This is a genomic window from Undibacterium sp. Ji49W, from assembly GCF_049340205.1.
Taxonomy (GTDB): domain Bacteria; phylum Pseudomonadota; class Gammaproteobacteria; order Burkholderiales; family Burkholderiaceae_D; genus Undibacterium.
On the sequence record NZ_JBMPOW010000017.1, the window covers coordinates 50,795 to 69,344 of the forward strand.

Consider the following 18,550-nt stretch of genomic DNA (forward strand, 5'->3'; position numbering starts at 1 on the left):
TAATACACTGGTATGTACCATTTAATAGTTAACAATGCATATTGTGTTGTTTTTCCTGCGAAATTTACAATTTACATAGAATGAAATTACATGTGCATTAACTACTCTGATCCGCGTATCTATTTTTCTTGACAAAAATCATTTTTGGTACGTACCATATAAAACACCCAACCAACATTCATTCTGATATGCCTCTATCCACCTCAACTCCCGTCTTTATTACATTTACCGGCGCAGACAGCATGGATCTGATACCCGGGATGCAAGCACTGTCCAGTCAATATCCAGTTGAATGGGGCATACTCATTGATCCCGCACGACAAGGAATTCCTCTATTTCCAGATCACAAAACCCGCCAGGCGATGCAACGCAGCGGCCTGCGTCTCTCCGCCCATGTCTGCGGTGAACTGGCACAGGCGATTGCCGAAGGCAGAGATTCTGGGTTTGATTTCTCGGGATATTCCCGTGTGCAGATTAACCATGGCCGCGCTGGCAGCAGCGAGCAGGAAATTCAAAACTGCTATTTGTTTGGCGTGCGTCATGGCGTGCGCCCTGCATTGCAATCCCAGGGCGTTTTCCCTGACGATGGCAGGGTGGACTGGCTCTATGATGTGTCTTTTGGAAATGGCATCAAACCGTCCGTGTGGCCACCGTTGCAAAGCGCCCACCCTTTCTGCGGCTTTTCTGGCGGCATTGGCCCGGCATCCATCAGGGATGTTTTGCAGAAACTGGTCATCACACCTGGCGCACCATACTGGCTGGACATGGAATCCAGCGTGCGCAGCAATAATCAATTTGACCTTGCAAAATGTCGCCTGGTCTGTGAAGCAGCTTTTTAGAAACAGTTTTCAGAAGCCACTTTTTAAATCCCGACTTGACACAGGCTATGGCAGCCTGTGTCCATGACAGTGGCAAGATCCAGATATTGCAATGCAAAAAATAGTGCTTACAAATTAAGCATTTAAGCGATAAAATGCAAGACCATATGCAAATGCTGCATTGCGCCAATGAAACCCCTGGGCGCGGCAGTAAAGCATAGTCGGTCCACCTTTATCCACTCTGGAGAGTTTCATGTCTTTGCTTACGGAACAATTATCATCTGCTGCCCAGAACCAGTTTGCGACACAAATCGCGGTTTTCCGGGCTTTCTCGCAATCTGCATTTGGTGGACTGGAAAAACTGATTGCCCTGAATTTCAATCTGGCAAAACAGTCATTCGACAATGCAAATACCGTCACGCATGAGCTCTTCACCATCAAAGAGCCGCAAGATATCCTGGCATTGAGCCGCGCCCACAGCCAGCCTCAGCTGGAAAAAATCCTGTCTTATGGCCGCGAGCTGGCCAGCATCACCAGCAATACGCGGGCAGAGTTGTGGCAAGCCGTCAGCGCTCCGACACAAGCCGCAACAATAGCCAAAATAGCGACAGCAGTTACCGTACCAACAGTAAAAGTCGCAACAAAAAAACCGGCTGCGGCAAAACCCATCGCAGCGACCAGGCAACTGCCTTTGCTGGCAGAACCAGAATCCAAATCTGCACCCAAGGCCAAGGTAAAAACCAACAGCAAGCCAGAAACAAAACCGGCAACAAAAGCGAACGACAAAGCTACCACTAAAGCTGGCGCGAAAACTGATGTCAAGGCCGAAGTCAAAACCGAAGTCAAGACTAATGCACATACTGGCAAGACCAGCAAAACCCCAATCGCAAAACCAGTCGCTGCCAAGCCTGTTGAGACGGCAAAGAAAGCAAGTCCTGCCAGGACTGGCAAGCCGGTTTCAGCAACAGCCGCCAAGGCGCCACCGGCAATAGCAGAAAAAATTACCGTAAAAACTACCGCAAAGAAACCCTTGAAAAAAGCTACAACACCAAGCAAAGCCAGCAGCGCTGACAGTATCACTGCCACAACGACTAGCGCGCCCGCCAAGGCAGCCCCCAAAAAAACCGCCGCCAAGCCGGTAGTCCCGGTTGATGCCGCCCCTGTCCAGACACCCGCAACAGCGGACACAGCAGCAACAACGGCAACAACGCCAGAGAAAAAATCCGCAGTGAAATTTCCTTTCCCTATCGCGCCAAAACTGAAAGCCAGCGCGCCAGCCTTCCCTGGTGCTGCCGCCCCAGCGTACAAGGCAAAATCCAGCTCTGCCACGGGTGCCAAGAAACGCGTACGTCAATAAATCAGCCCCGTTTATAAAAAGACCGCTGTCAGTGCTGATGCACGACAGCGGTCTTTTTACATGCACCTACAGTAAAACCACAATTACACAGTATTGAAATTGAAATACAGCAACTCCCTGGCGTCAGCACAGTAAAATGCATCATTGATCTTTGCATTCACAAAATGAAACTCTTTCCATTCACAAGTCTGGCAGCAATCTGGATGCTCATCCACGCTGTGCATACGGTGGCGGCAGAAGACGCCGTTACCGTCGCCTGGCGCATCAAGCCACCACATCAGTACATAGAAAACGGCGTCGAAAAAGGAATCCTGCTCGAACGTGCCAAACAGGTTTTCGCCCAGGCACAAATACCAGCCAATTTTGTGGAAGAACCAGCGAAACGCATCTGGAGCAATTTTTCCAGTGGCACAAAAAATTATTGCTCATTTGGCTGGTACAGAATTCCCGAACGGGAGTCGCTGGTGCAGTTTTCCGATATCTTCCACACTGATCCACCGCATACACTGCTGGTAAGCCCCGTCGCCATCAGGCAGGTGGCAGCCCATCGCAGCCTTGCCAGCCTGATGGCTGACCGCAGCCTGACACTGGGTGTCGTCGATGCCGTGTCCTATGGGCCGGAACTGGATGCCCTGATCAAATCAAGCAAAAACAGAATAGAACGCAGCACTACCCTGCCGATGATCATGGCACGCATGGTCGGTGCCAACCGCGCCTCCTATATGCTGATTGATCGTGAAGACTGGGAATACTTGAAAGACAAAGAAGACAGTCTGCATCAGAGCACGCAGATGGATCTGGCAGGAATGCCGGCAGGGTTAAACCGCTACATCGTTTGCAGCAAAGACATGCCACCCGAACAAATGCAGAGAATTAACGCGGCAATACAGAAAGTGTTCCGGGGCAAGAAATAATACCGGCCATCAGCTTGATCATGCTGTTTAGTGATGGCCAGATATCAAAGTGCTTCCCATTCATGTCTCAACAAGGCATACATCGCAATGTCGCCATGCTTGCCACGGCAGAAAATGGCGCCACGCGCAATGCCTTCTTTGATGTATCCACAATTGATGGCGACTTTTTCTGATGCAGTGTTACCCACACTCATGTGAATTTCGAGGCGGTTGATCAACAGTGTTTTGAAAAGGTAATCGGTGAGCAGTTTGACTGCCTCGGTCATGATACCTTTGCCGTGCAGGTTTTTGACGAACAGGCCATAGCCGATTTCCCTGGCATTGAAATACGGCACGGTCTTGAAATGAAAGACCCGCCCTATGATCTTTTCATTCTCGTCAATGATCAGAAATGTCTCTGACACATCCTTGGAGCGCGATTCATCATCAAATTTCTTTTCGGCAGTGCCTGGCAACATGATATCCAGCGGCAGATAATCGCCCTTGCTATCCGGATGGTTCATCAGATCAAGCAGGGTCGCCACATCTTCTTTCCGGACATGGCGCAGGTAAAAACAGCTTCCTTTAATCATGCATATACTCCTCTACAAGTATCCATAAGACATTGATGCCATCCATGCGAATCCGCTGCATGGGGTAGCCAATGAACAGGTATGGACATGCAAAATAAGGCAAGAGTTCCCGCCCTGCCCCGATCACCTGCATTACCGGGGGCTTACATTTCCAGCAGGCGCCGTTGCCGTTCTTTTTCTTCCAGGATGGCAGATTCGATTTCTTCCAGCACAGCACCGACATCGACCGGGCGCTTGTCGATGGCAACCTTGCCGGTCAATACGGTTTCCGGTGTCAACAAGCCTGCGACATACAGCTTCCAGATTTCCTTGCCGTACTGGGTATCCAGCAGTTCAGGGGCAAACTGACCAAAATAAGTCGCCAGATTGCGTACATCGCGTTCCAGCAGGACTGCGGCTTCGGTATTGCTGGCTGCGTCAATCGCCTGCGGCAGGTCGATAATCACCGGGCCTTCGGCATCGACCAAAATATTGAATTCAGACAGATCACCGTGTATCACGCCGGCGCACAGCATCAGCACTACCTGATGCAATAACTGGGCGTGATAATCCAGCGCCAGCACTGGTGACAGTTCTATGTCATTCAGGCGCGGTGCGGCATTACCATCGGTATCGGTGACCAGGTCCATCAGCAGCACGCCTTCAAAACAGATGTAAGGCCGTGGCACTTTGACACCAGCAGCAGCCAGTTTGTACAGAGCATCCACTTCGGCGTTCTGCCAGACTTCTTCCTGCATCTTGCGGCCATAGCGTGTACCTTTTTCCATGGCGCGCGCCTGCCGGCTGTTTTTGACCTTGCGTCCTTCCTGATACGAAGCAGCATTCTTGAAACTGCGCTGGCTGGCTTCTTTATAGACCTTGGCACAACGGATTTCTTCGCCACAGCGCACTACATACACGGTCGCTTCTTTGCCGCTCATGAGCTGGCGCATGACTTCGTCCAGCAAACCCTCTTCCTGCAAGGGCTGCAGTCGTTTTGGTGTTTTCATTCGTGGATGCTGCTCAGGCCTTGCGCGGCTTGCCGCCGGTTTTCACCAGTTTGACCGGTGCATGGCCGCGTGATTTGTTACGCAGTTCGTAAATAGCCTTGGCATCCATTTCTGCTCTTTCTTGCGTACGCATGGCGGGAATATCGTCATGCAGGGTAAAAAAGTCGGCAGCCTGGGCGCGCATCACGTGCTTGATGGCTTCATCGTCGCTGAGATCAAATCGTTCTGTCATTAAAGTGGTGACTTCATCCAGATATTCTTCATAGGTCATCATTGTATTTTTTCCTGTCTGTTATGAAGTGCTTGGCGCTGATGCATCAAATGGATATAAAAATAGCCATAAAGATACATAAGCTGTGCCAACTACACAATCATTGCTTTTGGCACAAGTGTATTTGGGCTGTGTCGACTACTGCTTTATCAATAAAGTCTGCACAAAGGTGAAGTATTGTACACGTGCTGTCTGCTCACAACGGTAAGCTGTGAAATCTCGGCTACAATGCCGCCTTCCAGGAAATATCCCACAAGAGTTATTGCATGAGCATAGTCATCCATGAGGCGCTGCGCGCCTATATCGACCCCCTGACCGAACACGAATTCGCCGCGCTGGAGCGCAGCATCCTCACAGAAGGTTGCCGCGATGCACTGGTATGCTGGGGTGACATCCTGATCGATGGGCATAATCGCTACGCCATCTGCCAGCGCCATGATCTGCCCTACAAAACCGTACAGAATGACAATTTTAGCAATATTGAAGACGTGCAACTGTGGATGATAGACAATCACCTTGGACGTCGCAGTGTGTCTGACTTCCAGCGCGGCATGTTGGCGTTGCGCAAGAAAGAAATCGTCACCAGCCGCATGAAGGCTCAGGAAGAACAACCCGCGCCAGATACACCTGAGAGCGAAGTTGCCGTTCCCGTCATCAAACCCACCCAAAGCCGCCAGGAAATCGCCCGGCTTGCAGGCATCAGCAGCAATGCCGTGGTACAGATAGAAAAAATACAAAAGGCAGCAGCACCAGAACTGGTACAGGCGGTACGCGATGGCACCATTTCCATCAGCGCTGCTGCGGCCATCGCTTCCCTGCCCAGTGACGAGCAAGTCGCAGCGGTAGCAGGTGGCCGCAAGGAATTGCAGCAGGCAGCCCGCCAGATCCGCGAAAAAGCGCGCGAGCACAAAGCACCACCCAAAGTCAGCGAAGCTGCTGCCGAAGTCACGGCAGAGCACCAGACTACAAGAGTGCAGACCCAGGATGAAGTCAGCACCCTGCGCCAGCAAGTACAAAACCTGCAAATGGAAAACAGTGAGTTGCAACGCCAGATCGCTGCCCTGAAAGAGCAACTGGCGGCCTGATTATCCGTATTGCCAACAAGTAGCAACCGCACAAAACCGTGGATAGGAAAATGGCAAAAAAGCGCGCAAGTTTGTCCAGCCTGTTTTTAAACAAGCCATCCGGTGCCGAGCTGGAGCATATGCGTCGCCTCGAAGCCTTGCAACAGGTGCATCAGGGCCGGGCTTTTTATGTCGATGAAGACAATCTGCGCATGATGTACCTGGACCCCAAATGCATGCAAAGCGTCATGAAACTGGATGCGCCGGATGAACTGGTCTGTGCCTATTCGCGCGCCGTCATGGGCTTTTTGCTGTTTCACCCCAGGCCTTCGCATATCCTGCTGATAGGCCTGGGCGGCGGTTCCCTCGTCAAATACTGTTATCGCCATCTGCCTGATTGCCGCATCACCGTGCTGGAAATCAATGCTGACGTAATCGCCATGCGTGAGCAATTCATGCTGCCAGTAGATGATGAACGCCTGCGCATCATCCATTGTGATGCCATCAGCCATTTGCAGGAACATGCCTATACCGCCGATGTCATCCTGCTGGATGCCTACGACGAAGACGGTCTGGTAGCGGCACTCAACACAGCAGAATTTTATGCCACCTGCCAGCGTCAGCTGACTGCCAACGGCGTGCTGGTTGCCAATGTCTGGGGCAAGCCCAGCGCACTGGCTGGCATGCTGAGTCGCCTGCGCCATGTATTTGATCGTCAGGTCTGGTGGAGCCGTTCTGAAGACAGCTACAACCTCATCGTCTTTGCAACAAAGGACAAGAATCCATCCAGGCCAGCAAACACAGACCAGCACCCCACGTTGCAACTGGAGCAACTGACAACACGCCTGCTCAGCATTGATCCCGATGTCTCATTTGAACAGCCAGAAGAAGAATTACAGGCTCTCAAGCACAGCCTGGCCAGCATCATGGTAGCGGATGACAAAGTCCCCCAGACTTATGCCGACTGGAAAAAACTGGTCACACACCAGCAGTTGTAAGTTAACCGTGGCTTTTTCGACTAATCTGAAACTTAGTCTGAAGGAGCACGCATGAAACCCCTCGTCCTGATCACCCTGCTTGCCAGTGTTGCAAGCGACCCCTTGCAAGCTGCCGATATTTGCAGCAAGAGCAGCCCCAACCACACTGTTGCCCTGCTGGAACTGTATACCTCCGAAGGTTGCGACAGTTGCCCACCTGCCGACAAAACCATCAGCCGCCTGTACCAAAGCACGGGACTGAACAGCGATCAGGTAATACCTGTATCCCTGCATGTAGATTACTGGGATTATCTGGGCTGGAAAGATATCTTTGCCAAACAGCTTTTTACCGAAAGGCAACACAGCCTGGCAGACCTGGCGGGCAGTCGTTCGGTGTACACACCTGAAATCTTTTTGGCAGGCAAGGAAATGCGCAACTGGCGCAATGGCCTGACTGACGACATCAAGCGTATCAATCAAAAACCGGCTACGGCCAGCCTGCGCCTGGGCATAGAAAAACTGGCCGACAATAAGCTATATGTCAATCTGCAAGGCAATAGTATGCAGGACGCCCGCCTGTACTTCAGCCTGGTAGAACAGGGCCTGGTCAGCAAAATACAGGCCGGTGAAAACCGTGGTGCCACCTTGCAGCATGACTATGTCGCCCGGGAATGGGGTGAAGCCTACAGGCTAAGCGCAGGCAAGGCCGCAAGCTATGCCGCCCAACTGGGCATACCTGCCAGCGCCAAACGCAAGAACCTGTCGCTGCTGGCATTTGCGCAAGACAGGCAAGGCAATATCTTGCAGGCAGTCAGTCTGCCGCTGTGTGAAAGCCTGCAATAGTTTTAAAACTGCTTCACACCGTTTTATGGGGACTTGGCGACAAATTTGACGGCCTTGGTCTTAGTTTTAACGCAAGTACAAGACAGATAGTTTAGACTTTCTGTATGCACTGTTGTGACCAACCATCTTGCCAGGAGCCAGCCAAATGAATCTGCTAGTCGCTTTTTTACACCACCTTGCTGCATTCACCCTGGTCAGTTCACTGGTTGCGGAAATGGTGCTGATACGTCAGCCTTTGAGCCTGTCAACCGCAAAAAGCCTGCGTACCCTCGATAGCATCTATGGGGTAAGCGCCATGCTCATCGTGGTCATGGGCATATTGCGCGTTATCTACTTTGAAAAAGGTACTGCCTACTATCTGCACAATCATGCCTTCATGCTGAAGATGACTGCTTTTATCATCGTCGGCCTGCTGTCTGTCTATCCAACCATGATCTTCCTGCGCTGGGGCCCGGCATTAAAACAAAATCAGTTGCCCCTGATGAGCCCGGTCCAGGCCAGGAATATACGCAGGGTTTTGCATCTGGAACTGGCAGGCGTCGTCATCATTGTTCTGGGTGCAGTGCTGATGGCGAAAGGTGCCGGTTTTACTGGCTAACAGCGTCCAAGCCACAGTTATGGAAGAAAAGTTGTACAAACGACTGACTTCTGGCAAGCTTTCCTAAAAAGTGACATTGCTTTCAACTAGCGCATGTCGTCAAAAACAGGATGATGCCACCCTGGCTGGCATCGCAGCTTTTCAGGAATTCGCCATGTACGATGAAAATGACTTCACTGCCGTATCCAAGTTCTTGAAACTGGGCATCAAAATCACGTTTAAAAATCCCATGGGTCAAAACCCTTCGTTTCAAAGCAGTTTTCCAACACCCAAGGGCACCACCGTTACTCTCGATGAAAAAAGCCTGTATGACGTCGAGCGTAAATTACGCAGCTTGATAGGCAGTGATGTACCGGTCAGGACCAAAGCCGCCCCGTTTGTCTATCTGGGTACAAATTTTCGTGGTTTGCTGTACTGCACCAAAGGTTCCAACGAATACATCGTGCAGGAAACCCATGACCTGTTCGGCACCGAATCCAAGCGTATCGTACGCACCGCCGAGCATTTCATTCAATTGCTAAGCTAAAGCGGCAGCCACAACACCATTGCCGGAAGCGGCAATGGTAAAGCCGGCAGCTAGTCAGTGCTGCCCGGCAAAACGCCCCTCCAGCGCCAATTACCGACGATTTGCGTCATTCGCCGACACAGGCGCGACAAACTCGTTTGCTTTGGTTATCTTGACTTCACCGGACAAAAACCGGCAGATTTCAAGCGTACCTGCACCAGCGCTCATCCAAAAATCTGTCTTCAATGCCAACATGCTTGCGCCCTTGAATGGTCAGCAGGATTCGGCGGGTTCGCAAACAGTTAAAGAAAGGAAATCGTATGACAAGTGAAAGAGATAATCAAAGCCTCAGCAAGGGTAATTTCTTCTTTGGGCTGACACTGATCGTTGCCGGTTGCGTGTTCCTGATGGATCATATGGACATGCTCAATGCCATGGATTACTGGTTCCTGTTACCCGCCATGATCGCCGTCAGCGGCCTGGTCGATATCATCAGCCCCGGCAAACCCCAGCACATCGCCAAAGGCTGCTTCAACCTGGTATTTGCATTCTGGTTGTATGTGTCGATAGAACACATGTGGGGCTGGAGTTTTCGTACCAGTTGGCCATTGCTGCTGATTGCTTTTGGGTTACAGCATTTCATTGGCGGATTGCTGGCTGCACGTAAATAAAAAGACATTTCAACTGAGGACTATCATCATGAACAACAATAACGGGCAAGGCCGCATCCTGGTAGGTGCCATGCTACTGCTATTTGGCACGCTGGCCTTGCTGGATAATCTGGATATTTTCAGCACCCGCGACATTTTCCACTTCTGGCCCATGGTGTTCATCATCGTCGGTGTGCTGAAAATTTCAAAAAGCGATAGTACTACCGGGTATATTATCGGCGGCGGCTTCATCGTTCTGGGTACCATGCTGACCTTGCAATACATGGGCATCATCCACTTCCGCATGCGCGACCTGTGGCCGGTTTTCCTGATTTTCGCTGGCCTGATGGTGATCTTCAAAGGCAAACTGGGTGATAAGAATAACTATCTGAATGGACAGGCAAATCAGGATTCAGTATGCAATATCGTCGCCGTCATGAGCGGCAACAAGTTGCAAAACAGCTCGCAAAATTTCAAGGGAGGCGAAATCAATGCCGTCATGGGTGGCGTAGAGCTCGATTTGCGCCAGGCATCCATACAGTCAGAAGCAACGCTGAATGTTTTCGCCATGTGGGGCGGGATAGAGTTGAAAATACCGAATGACTGGACAGTAATCAGCCATGGCTCACCGATACTGGGTGGCTTTGACGATAAAACCGTGCCACCTATGCTGAATACAAAAAAATTGTATATCAAGGGCTACGCCGTCATGGGTGGCGTAGAAATCAAAAACTGAAGCGCCTGGACTTGCATGCATCCCATATTGTCAGATTTCCGTCGCTTCCTGCTGTATATCGTCGCCTGTCTGCTGATGGGCGCCGGTATCGCCAGATTGCTGGTGGTGGCGGGACTGACAACAATGTCTTACGCACTGCTGCTGTCCCTGCCCCTGGTCCTGCTCGGTGGCTTTCTTGCTTCATCCGCCTATTTTGTCTGCCGTTCGCTACCGATCGCACACAGAAGAATGGCCACAGCCGTGCTGGTCTTTGGCAGTGCCTCGCTGATCTCCGGCCTGATCTGGCTGGGCATCTGCCACGGCTGGAATAAGGTATTGATGTTCCTGATGGAAGACGGAACTGCGCTACAGATCACACCACACCTGTCGGTACTGTTTTTCCTGGCGGGTTTTGCCTTGTATCTGCTGGCATTGCTCGCCTTTGACCTGTATATCGCCTTTGACAATATGCGTGAAGCCGAACGGCGGGAAGCTGCATCACGCCTGCTGGCAAGGGATGCCGAACTACAGGTCCTGCGTTCGCAGATTGATCCACATTTTCTGTTCAACAGCCTCAATTCTATCAGCGCACTAACAGCGATAGACCCGGCCGGCGCACGCAGCATGACCATAGCGCTGGCTGATTTTTTTCGCCAGACACTGTCGGTTGCCGAAAAAGAAAAAATTAGCCTGAATGATGAACTGCGGCTGTGTGAAAATTTTTTGGCTGTGGAAAAAATCCGCTTCGGTAAAAAACTGGGTAGCACATTCAATGTCAGCCAGGATGCAGGACAGGCCCTGATACCGCCCATGATTTTGCAACCGCTGCTGGAAAACGCCATCAAACATGGCATACGCAATCTGCCACAAGGCGGCGTCATCACCGTTACCGTATTCAGACGTGACCAGTGGCTGCATATCTCGGTACAAAATCCAGTAGGCAGCGCTGGCAGCAATAGTACTGGCAATGGTTTGGGCCTGCACAATTTGCGCCAGCGTTTTGCAGCCATCTATGCAGAACAGGCGCGTGTTACCTGGCAGCAAACAGAAAATGAATTCTTACTTGAAATAGCTTTGCCATATGAACAGGACAGACAGGCATGAACAAGCACTTACGGGTATTGATCGTTGATGACGAAGAACTGGCACGCCGGCTGTCAATCGAATACCTGCGCCCACATACCGACATAGAGATCGTTGGCGAATGCGAAACCGGGCTGGAGGCAGTAGAAGCCATCAGCAGACTGGAACCGGAACTGGTCTTGCTGGACATACAGATGCCGCAATTATCCGGTCTGGAAGTACTGGAAGTGACAGGCCGGCGCAGCGGTGTCATCTTCACCACGGCCTATGACCAGTATGCGCTGAAAGCCTTTGATTTACATGCTGTCGACTACCTGCTGAAACCATTTTCCCAGCAACGCTTTGACGAAGCACTGGCGAAGGCGCGCAAGTTGCTGGCACAGGAAAGCACTGAAAAATCAGCCGATGCGATGCAAGGTGGAGGCGGAGGCGAGAACCCGGGTAAATTAGACCGACTGGTAGCACAACAAGGCAATCAACTGCAGCGCCTGCTGATACGTGACCGTGGTCAGGTACACCATGTACCACTGGACAGCATAGAATATGTTGAGGCGCAGGATGATTACATCACCATCCACGCAGCGCAAAAGTCCTATATGAAAACCCAGAGCCTGTCAGAACTGGAAGCGCAACTGGATGCCAGCAAATTCGTGCGTATACATCGCTCGTTTTTATTGCATATCACCGCGCTCAGGAATATAGAGCGGGTCAGCAAAGACAGTCACATCGCAATACTCAAATCCGGCGTGCAGATTCCGGTCAGCCGCGCTGGCCATGAGCGTATCAGGGCTTGTCTGGATAATCCGGCTTAGCCATCGCTTAACTGCCACTTAGTCATAACTTAGCGATAACTTAGCCACCAACAGATTTTCAGTTGATTGCCTTCAGAACCAGAGCCAGTTCTGTCCTGGTAGCCTGCATCAGCTCATCAATATTGTCCGGATTGATGTCAAGGAATTTAAAGCTGCCGGGCACCTTGCTCCAATCCAGTTCAGCAATCGTCTCGTTGACGAAATGGGCATCCAGAAAATCTGCCACGGCCACCACATCGATCAAACCCAGCTTATGCATGGGGCCAGGATTATGATCGCGATGATCCATGACGGCGATACGTATATCGTCAGAGATTTCCCAATCTTCCAGTATCGCCGAGCCTATGCTGGCATGCCAGTGATCAATCAAATCCCACAGCGACTGTTCGGACGTGAACAGATCCTGGTAATGGTTGGCACGGTTCAGTATGTAAAATTTACCTATATCGTGCAGCAGACCGGCCAGCATGGCCTTGTCTGCGCTCAGACGGGTATGGGTCTTGGCAATCACCATGGCCAGAGCAGCCACCCGCAGGCTGCGCCGCCACAGGCCATCCATCTGGGCAGACAGGCTGCCGTTGTACTTGTTTTCTGCCAATTGCTTCATGCCCACAGAGATGGCGATATTGCGCACGGCAGCAAAGCCCAACAGCACTGTCGCCCCACGCAAATCCGCAATTTTCTTGCCCTGCGGATTGAACGAGGCAGAATTGCTGAGATGCAGCACCTTGGCCGACAATACCGGCTCGGTACCGATGATGCGGGCAACCATATCAGTAGAAATGTCCGCCTGCCCCAAGGCCTTGCGGATTTTCATGGTCGCCCCCAGCGAAGTGGGAAATACCAGCTTTTTTGCTGATAGTTCAGCGGTAAAAGCTTCCAGGAAAGCGAATTCGGTATTTTTTTGGTCTGTCATGATGGCAATAAATTTGCTGACGATTTTTTATTGTACCTTGGGAAATCATTTTCATGTAGACAGGGCCGCCACCGCTGACATGAATTATCCATTGTCACCGCTTAATCCCCCGCTTATTCCCCGATTCCGGCATTTCGTCGCATGCGGGCTGCATTGCTCGTTATGGCAGCGTATTCTCTGTCTGTCCACACGCTTACCAGAGACGAGCCAACACTATGAAATTTACCGATACCGATCAGTTGATCACTTTCCTGCGCCAAAGCGCACACGAGTTTTATTATCTTTGTCGCAAAGCATTTGCCGTCCTGATGGGGCTGCCGCTGCCACACCTGCTGCTGATCTGTGTGGCGATCGCGCTTGCGCTGACCATACTGCCACTGGCACTGAGTCTTTTTATTGCCTTCCTGATCTTCAAAGTGCTTGTCGTCCTGCTGGCAGTCAGTCTGAAAAAGAACCGCCAGCAGTCAAAACAGCTACAGCAGGAACCTTAATTTATAAAGAGGTGGCTGCCCTTGCAGCCTGCTCATACAAACCGGACAGCACACGTAAAAACCGTGCCAGTTCGCTCAGTTCAAAACTTTCAGTGCCATCACCGGTCAGCGCTGATACCAGCACCTGTTCGCGTACGGCGTAATAGCGCTGGCAGACATCGCGGCCCGCTTCATTGGTGGAATACAGAATTTCCTTGCCACGTTTTTCTGTCTGTACCAGCGAAAGGGCCTGCAATTTCTTGAGGGAATAATTGACGATGTGGGTATCTTCAATATTGAGGATGAAGGCAATATCCGCCAGCTTCTTTTCGCGTGCGCGGTGGTTGATATGATGCAATACCAGTACATCGGTAATCGTCATGTCTTTCATGCCAACGGCAGCCATGCACCTGACGGCCCAGCGATTGAAGGCATTACCGGCAATGATCATGCCAAATTCAAACTCACTCAGTTCCGCACTGCGCCCCTCCGCCAGGTGTGAGGAAGAAACAATCGGCACCCTGGGTGATGCAGGTGAACTCAGGCTGGTCTTTTTTGCAGGCTTGGTAGTGGACATAGTGACTCTTTAAAAGATAAATTGAAATAGGTAAGCAGATGGCGAGATTTCATCCTTTAATTCTAGCTTTTTTGAGAAAAATAGCATCTATTTTCTATCAATTTATCAATAAATAATCAGTAATTCGTCTTTTTACACATCTGTTAATTGTCAAGCCCGATCAAACCTGATCAAGTTTGGTCAAAATCAGGATATCGCCAGCACCGGTACAGGCCGCGCAAACACCGGCACGGCTTGCCGGGATTTTTCCAGTTTGAATACCGCCACGGTATGCACCAGTATTTCTGCTTCTTCCTGCATGCTTTTGGCAGCGGCTGCTGCTTCTTCCACCAATGCGGCGTTTTGCTGCGTCATCTCATCCATCATGCTGATGGCATGGTTAACCTGCAAAATGCCGGTGTTCTGTTCCCGGCTGGCCGAGCTGATTTCGCTGATGATATTGGCCACATGCTGCACAGAGGCGACGATATCCTGCATGGTGGCGCTAGCCTCAAGCACCAGTTTGCCACCAGCATCCACCTGATCGACGGAATCAGCGATCAGGGCCTTGATTTCTTTTGCAGCACTGGCCGATCTTTGTGACAGATTGCGCACTTCTGCTGCCACGACGGCAAAACCACGACCATTTTCCCCTGCGCGCGCCGCTTCGACCGCTGCATTCAGTGCCAGGATATTGGTTTGAAACGCAATACCGTCAATCACACCAATGATGTCAACGATCTTGTTGGAACTGGATTTGATCGCCCCCATGGTCTGTTCAACCTGTTGTATCACCTTGCCACCCTTGCCTGCATGCTGGAAAGCCTTGTCGGCCAGTTGATGCGCCTGGGCAGCATTTTCTGCATTCTGCCCTACGGTAGCGGTGAGCTGTTCCATCGAAGCGGCAGTCTCCTGCAAGCCCGACGCCTGTTGCTCAGTACGGTTGGATAAATCCAGATTGCCATTCGCCATTTCACGCGAAGCAGTACCAATTTTTTCCGAGCTTTGTCTGACCTGTCCTACGGTACTGATCAGGCTTTGACTCATTTGATTCAGCGACGCCAGCAGCTTGCCGGTTTCGTCATTGTTTCTGACTTCTATTTCTGCCCGTAAATCACCACCAGCGACCGATTCAGCCACCAGGATCGCGGCATTCAGTGAAGAGGTAATCGTCCGCGTGGTAATGATGGCGATCAGTATCGCCACCACACCGGCAATCGCCAGCAAGATAATCATCAGCACCTGGGCTGCGCCAGATATGCTTGCGGCATCACTGCCACTGCGTTCCATCAATCCGGCCTGCCAGGCCACCAGCTGGTCCAGCGCAGAAAAATACTGATCCTGCAAGGGCGCAATTTCAGGCAAGACCAAATCCTTGGCCTGCTCCACTTCATTGTCTGCGACCAGTTTTAAGAATTTGTCCAGCACAGGCTGATAACGCTGCTTGGCAGCCAGCACTGCCTGCAAACGTTTTTTCTCTTCATCGGAACTGGCCAGCTTGCCAAACCTTGCCAGATCAAGATCAATCTGCCTCGCAGCCTTGTCTATGGCGGCTTGTTCCAGCTTTCTCTCGTCCAGGGTAGACAGCAGCAACAGACTTCTCAGACTGCGGGCGATGTGATCAAGATCAGATTTGATGCGATTGGCAACCGCCGTTTTTGGATAAACTTCCTTGACCACCAGATTCACGCCCTGGTTGACACGTCCCAACTGCGTGAAACCGGTCACCGTCAGGGCCAGCATCAACAAAATTACAAAACCAAAACCCAGGCCCAGCCTATGACCTATCTTCCAATTTTTGATGTATTTGTTCAGCATGGCGAATCCTCAAAGGTGTAATCAAAAACAAAAACGCAGGCAAAGGGGCGCCCTGGCAAGTAAGAGACTTGCCCCTTGGTTTGCTCGCGATTGTTTAAGCGATGTCAGACACCCAGATAGGCTTTCTTGACATCTTCATTGTTCAGCAGTTCCTGCCCTGTTCCCTGCATGACGATGCGACCTGTCTGTATCACATAGCCGTGATGGGCAATCGCCAGCGCCTTGTGCAGGTTTTGCTCCACCAGCAGGATAGACATACCCTGTTCATTGATCAGTTGTATGGTGTCGAGCACCTTGGTGACAAACTTGGGAGCGATTCCCCAGGAAGGTTCATCCAGCAACAGCAATTTGGGTTTTGCCATCAGGCCACGGCCAATCGCCAGCATCTGTTGTTCACCACCACTCATGGTGCCAGCCAGTTGGTGGCGTCTTTCCTTGAGAATGGGGAACAGGCTGTACATGGTGTCTATGGATTCAGCCACTTCATCATCGTCACGACGGGTATAGGCACCCAGTTGCAGATTTCTTTCTACCGTCAGGCGCGCGAAGATACGTCGTCCTTCCGGCACCAGTGACAGACCCAGGCCCACGCGCTTGCTGGCCGGGATTTTTTCCAGTGGCTTGCCATCGAATATGATCTGACCGGCATCGGCCGTGTTCAAACCGGCGATGGCACGCAAGGTGGTGGATTTGCCATTGCCATTACCGCCAACCAGGGCAACGATCTTGCCCTTTTCGACATCAATATCGACCTTGGACAAGGCCAGCACACCGTCATAACTGACTCTCAGATTTCTTACTTGCAGCATCATTCATCTCCCAGATAAGCGGCGATCACTTTGGGATCGTTCGATACTTGTTCAGGACTGCCTTCGGCGATCTTCTTACCGTAATCGAGTACGACGATGGCATCGGCAATCGGCATGATGCCTTCCAGCACGTGTTCAACTATCAGGCAGGAAATACCTTCTTCACGAATTTTCAGGACCACATCCACCGTCTCTTTGACTTCCGTCGGGTTCAAACCAGCCATCACTTCATCCATCAGCAACAGGCGTGGCCTGACTGCCAGTGCGCGGGCAACCGCCAGACGGCGCTGCTCACTGATGGTCATGCTGCCTGCCGGTTTGTCTTTAAACTGCCCCAGATTCACAAAGCTCAGTAATTTCGCGGCGCTTTGTCTGGCATCAGCCACATTCTTGTTGATCAGGAATGCGCCAACCATAACGTTCTCCAGAGCGGTCATGCTGGTGAAGGTCCTTGCCACCTGGAAGGTGCGGCCTATACCGGCACGCGCACATTGCTCCGGGCTCATGCCGGATACCTTGATGTCATTCATCCAGATTTCACCGGTAGTCGGTGGTGCATAACCGGCGATACAGTTAAACATGGTGGTCTTGCCAGCACCGTTGGGGCCTATCAGACCAACGATCTTGCCAGCGCCGACTTCAAATGACACATCCTGATTGGCGGTAATACCGCCGAAGCGTTTGCTGACGCTTTCTACTCGCAATAAGCTCATGCTGCCTCCTTGCCGGCTTGTGTGCCTGTCGTGTTTTGTGCATCTTGTGCATCTTGTACCTTTTGCGCTCTGACCGCTTTTCTGCGCGCAAAAAATTGCTTGATCCAGCCCATCACACCGGTCGGATAGTAGACCGCAATCACCACGATCAATGCGGCATAAATCACCAGATCCGTACCACGGCCAGAACCACCAAACAGGGCACGTGTACCTTCTTCAATGAAAGTCAAGACACCTGCACCGATGACGGGGCCCAGCAAAGTGCCTACTCCGCCCAATATGGATACCAGGGCCATCTTGATCGACAGGCCGGTATGCAGGACCGAACCCGGATCGATATACAATTCCTTCTGTGCATACAGACTGCCACCGATGGCGGTAAAAAAACTGCTGACGGCAAAGGCAATCTGCTTGTAGCGGCTCAGGTTGATACCCAGGCTACGTGCGGCATCCGGCTCATCCTTGATGGCGCGGAAGTAATAACCAAGGTAACTGTGTTCTATCCAGTAATTCACCGCCAGCGTCAGCAACAAAAGACCGAGGGCAATGTAGTAATACGGTGCCTTGTCGGTAAAAATCATATTGCTCCAGCCTTGCTGATCCATGGGCAGGGTCAGGCCGACGGCGCCACCTGCATATTCCCAGTTGGTAAAAATGATCTGGATGATTTCAGCCACGGCGATGGTTGCCATGCCAAAGTAATGACCGTTGAGGCGAAAGCATGACCAGCCTATGACCAGGCTAATCAGTGCTGCCAGTATGCCGCCACATAACATTGCCAGCCACGCGTTCATGCCCCATTGCGTCAGCAGCAGTGTTGAGGTGTAAGCGCCCAGTCCGTAAAAGGCGACGTGCCCTAGCGACACCTGACCGGCATAACCACCGACGATATTCCAGGCCACACCCAGTTGCGCCGCCATCAAAATCAATATCGCCAGATTCTGGTGCGACGGATCCTTGACCACGACGGGCACCAGCAAAGCACAAATTACACATAGCGATAACAGTATGTATTTAACCGAGGATTTTCCATGAGAATCTGGCGCCAGCAATTCATGCGCCGATGTCACGGTTTTTTCTTGTATGTTCATAGCTTCACC

The 18,550-nt window shown here is 51.4% G+C and carries 23 protein-coding genes; 14 read left to right on the forward strand and 9 right to left on the reverse strand.

What is annotated here, in order from left to right; translation table 11 throughout:
- Nucleotides 1-188 precede the first annotated feature (188 nt).
- The 3 genes from ACO0LK_RS19980 to ACO0LK_RS19990 all read left to right on the forward strand — a co-directional run bounded on the left by ACO0LK_RS19980 (nt 189) and on the right by ACO0LK_RS19990 (nt 3,089).
- Nucleotides 189-839: a hypothetical protein gene (locus ACO0LK_RS19980; RefSeq protein ID WP_422978134.1), complete on the forward strand. Its 651-nt coding sequence runs from the start codon at nt 189-191 to the stop codon at nt 837-839.
- Nucleotides 840-1,071: 232 nt separating this feature from the next.
- On the forward strand, nt 1,072-2,175 hold the full coding sequence (phaP, locus tag ACO0LK_RS19985) for a TIGR01841 family phasin (RefSeq protein ID WP_422978136.1): 1,104 nt from the start codon (nt 1,072-1,074) through the stop codon (nt 2,173-2,175).
- 164 nt (nt 2,176-2,339) lie between these two features.
- Nucleotides 2,340-3,089, forward strand: coding sequence for a hypothetical protein (locus ACO0LK_RS19990; RefSeq protein WP_422978138.1), 750 nt, complete (start codon nt 2,340-2,342; stop codon nt 3,087-3,089).
- 44 nt (nt 3,090-3,133) lie between these two features.
- Here ACO0LK_RS19990 and ACO0LK_RS19995 read toward each other — a convergent pair whose 3' ends face one another.
- The 3 genes from ACO0LK_RS19995 to ACO0LK_RS20005 form a co-directional block, all read right to left on the reverse strand.
- The gene (locus ACO0LK_RS19995) at nt 3,134-3,661 is read right to left on the reverse strand and encodes a GNAT family N-acetyltransferase (RefSeq protein ID WP_422978140.1); all 528 of its coding nucleotides are present in this window, start codon (nt 3,659-3,661) and stop codon (nt 3,134-3,136) included.
- 143 nt (nt 3,662-3,804) lie between these two features.
- Nucleotides 3,805-4,650, reverse strand: coding sequence for a PA4780 family RIO1-like protein kinase (locus tag ACO0LK_RS20000; RefSeq protein ID WP_422978142.1), 846 nt, complete (start codon nt 4,648-4,650; stop codon nt 3,805-3,807).
- Between the two features lie 13 nt (nt 4,651-4,663).
- Nucleotides 4,664-4,921 carry a hypothetical protein gene (locus ACO0LK_RS20005; RefSeq protein ID WP_422978324.1) on the reverse strand — a complete coding sequence of 86 codons (258 nt, stop codon included), beginning with the start codon at nt 4,919-4,921 and terminating at the stop codon, nt 4,664-4,666.
- A gap of 266 nt (nt 4,922-5,187) precedes the next feature.
- On the opposite strand from ACO0LK_RS20005, the gene ACO0LK_RS20010 reads away from it, so the two are divergent.
- From ACO0LK_RS20010 to ACO0LK_RS20055, 10 genes are all read left to right on the forward strand, one after another.
- Nucleotides 5,188-6,006 carry a plasmid replication/partition related protein gene (locus ACO0LK_RS20010; RefSeq protein ID WP_422978144.1) on the forward strand — a complete coding sequence of 273 codons (819 nt, stop codon included), beginning with the start codon at nt 5,188-5,190 and terminating at the stop codon, nt 6,004-6,006.
- Between the two features lie 50 nt (nt 6,007-6,056).
- A complete protein-coding gene (locus tag ACO0LK_RS20015; protein WP_422978146.1) occupies nt 6,057-6,983 on the forward strand; it encodes a fused MFS/spermidine synthase in 927 nt (308 codons plus the stop codon).
- Between the two features lie 51 nt (nt 6,984-7,034).
- Nucleotides 7,035-7,805 carry a DUF1223 domain-containing protein gene (locus tag ACO0LK_RS20020; RefSeq protein WP_422978148.1) on the forward strand — a complete coding sequence of 257 codons (771 nt, stop codon included), beginning with the start codon at nt 7,035-7,037 and terminating at the stop codon, nt 7,803-7,805.
- A 145-nt stretch (nt 7,806-7,950) separates the two neighbouring features.
- The gene (locus tag ACO0LK_RS20025; RefSeq protein WP_422978150.1) at nt 7,951-8,403 is read left to right on the forward strand and encodes a DUF2214 family protein; all 453 of its coding nucleotides are present in this window, start codon (nt 7,951-7,953) and stop codon (nt 8,401-8,403) included.
- Nucleotides 8,404-8,479: 76 nt separating this feature from the next.
- Nucleotides 8,480-8,929: a hypothetical protein gene (locus tag ACO0LK_RS20030; protein ID WP_422978152.1), complete on the forward strand. Its 450-nt coding sequence runs from the start codon at nt 8,480-8,482 to the stop codon at nt 8,927-8,929.
- A gap of 34 nt (nt 8,930-8,963) precedes the next feature.
- Entirely contained in the window at nt 8,964-9,239 is a 276-nt protein-coding gene (locus ACO0LK_RS20035; RefSeq protein ID WP_422978154.1) for a hypothetical protein, read from the forward strand.
- Nucleotides 9,229-9,579, forward strand: a complete 351-nt coding sequence (locus tag ACO0LK_RS20040) for a LiaF transmembrane domain-containing protein (protein ID WP_422978156.1) — start codon at nt 9,229-9,231, stop codon at nt 9,577-9,579. Before ACO0LK_RS20035 ends, ACO0LK_RS20040 begins: the two co-directional genes overlap by 11 nt.
- Before the next feature lie 28 nt (nt 9,580-9,607).
- Nucleotides 9,608-10,294 (forward strand): LiaI-LiaF-like domain-containing protein, encoded by a 687-nt coding sequence (locus tag ACO0LK_RS20045; RefSeq protein WP_422978158.1) that lies wholly within the window; start codon nt 9,608-9,610, stop codon nt 10,292-10,294.
- Between the two features lie 15 nt (nt 10,295-10,309).
- On the forward strand, nt 10,310-11,377 hold the full coding sequence (locus ACO0LK_RS20050; protein ID WP_422978160.1) for a sensor histidine kinase: 1,068 nt from the start codon (nt 10,310-10,312) through the stop codon (nt 11,375-11,377).
- Complete coding sequence (locus ACO0LK_RS20055) at nt 11,374-12,168, forward strand: LytR/AlgR family response regulator transcription factor (protein ID WP_422978162.1); 795 nt, start codon at nt 11,374-11,376, stop codon at nt 12,166-12,168. Before ACO0LK_RS20050 ends, ACO0LK_RS20055 begins: the two co-directional genes overlap by 4 nt.
- A 58-nt stretch (nt 12,169-12,226) precedes the next feature.
- Here the strand turns inward: ACO0LK_RS20055 and ACO0LK_RS20060 are convergent, their stop codons facing one another.
- Entirely contained in the window at nt 12,227-13,084 is an 858-nt protein-coding gene (locus tag ACO0LK_RS20060; RefSeq protein ID WP_422978164.1) for an HDOD domain-containing protein, read from the reverse strand.
- A gap of 215 nt (nt 13,085-13,299) precedes the next feature.
- On the opposite strand from ACO0LK_RS20060, the gene ACO0LK_RS20065 reads away from it, so the two are divergent.
- Nucleotides 13,300-13,575, forward strand: a complete 276-nt coding sequence (locus tag ACO0LK_RS20065) for a hypothetical protein (RefSeq protein ID WP_422978166.1) — start codon at nt 13,300-13,302, stop codon at nt 13,573-13,575.
- Between the two features lies 1 nt (nt 13,576).
- Here ACO0LK_RS20065 and ACO0LK_RS20070 read toward each other — a convergent pair whose 3' ends face one another.
- The 5 genes from ACO0LK_RS20070 to ACO0LK_RS20090 form a co-directional block, all read right to left on the reverse strand.
- Nucleotides 13,577-14,131: a winged helix DNA-binding protein gene (locus ACO0LK_RS20070; RefSeq protein ID WP_186948545.1), complete on the reverse strand. Its 555-nt coding sequence runs from the start codon at nt 14,129-14,131 to the stop codon at nt 13,577-13,579.
- Between the two features lie 186 nt (nt 14,132-14,317).
- Entirely contained in the window at nt 14,318-15,928 is a 1,611-nt protein-coding gene (locus ACO0LK_RS20075) for a methyl-accepting chemotaxis protein (protein WP_422978168.1), read from the reverse strand.
- 104 nt (nt 15,929-16,032) lie between these two features.
- Nucleotides 16,033-16,737, reverse strand: a complete 705-nt coding sequence (locus tag ACO0LK_RS20080) for an ABC transporter ATP-binding protein (protein ID WP_422978170.1) — start codon at nt 16,735-16,737, stop codon at nt 16,033-16,035.
- Nucleotides 16,737-17,450 (reverse strand): ABC transporter ATP-binding protein, encoded by a 714-nt coding sequence (locus ACO0LK_RS20085; RefSeq protein ID WP_186948542.1) that lies wholly within the window; start codon nt 17,448-17,450, stop codon nt 16,737-16,739. Before ACO0LK_RS20085 ends, ACO0LK_RS20080 begins: the two co-directional genes overlap by 1 nt.
- Complete coding sequence (locus tag ACO0LK_RS20090; protein ID WP_422978173.1) at nt 17,447-18,541, reverse strand: branched-chain amino acid ABC transporter permease; 1,095 nt, start codon at nt 18,539-18,541, stop codon at nt 17,447-17,449. The genes ACO0LK_RS20085 and ACO0LK_RS20090 overlap by 4 nt, the downstream gene beginning before the upstream one ends.
- Nucleotides 18,542-18,550 lie beyond the last annotated feature (9 nt).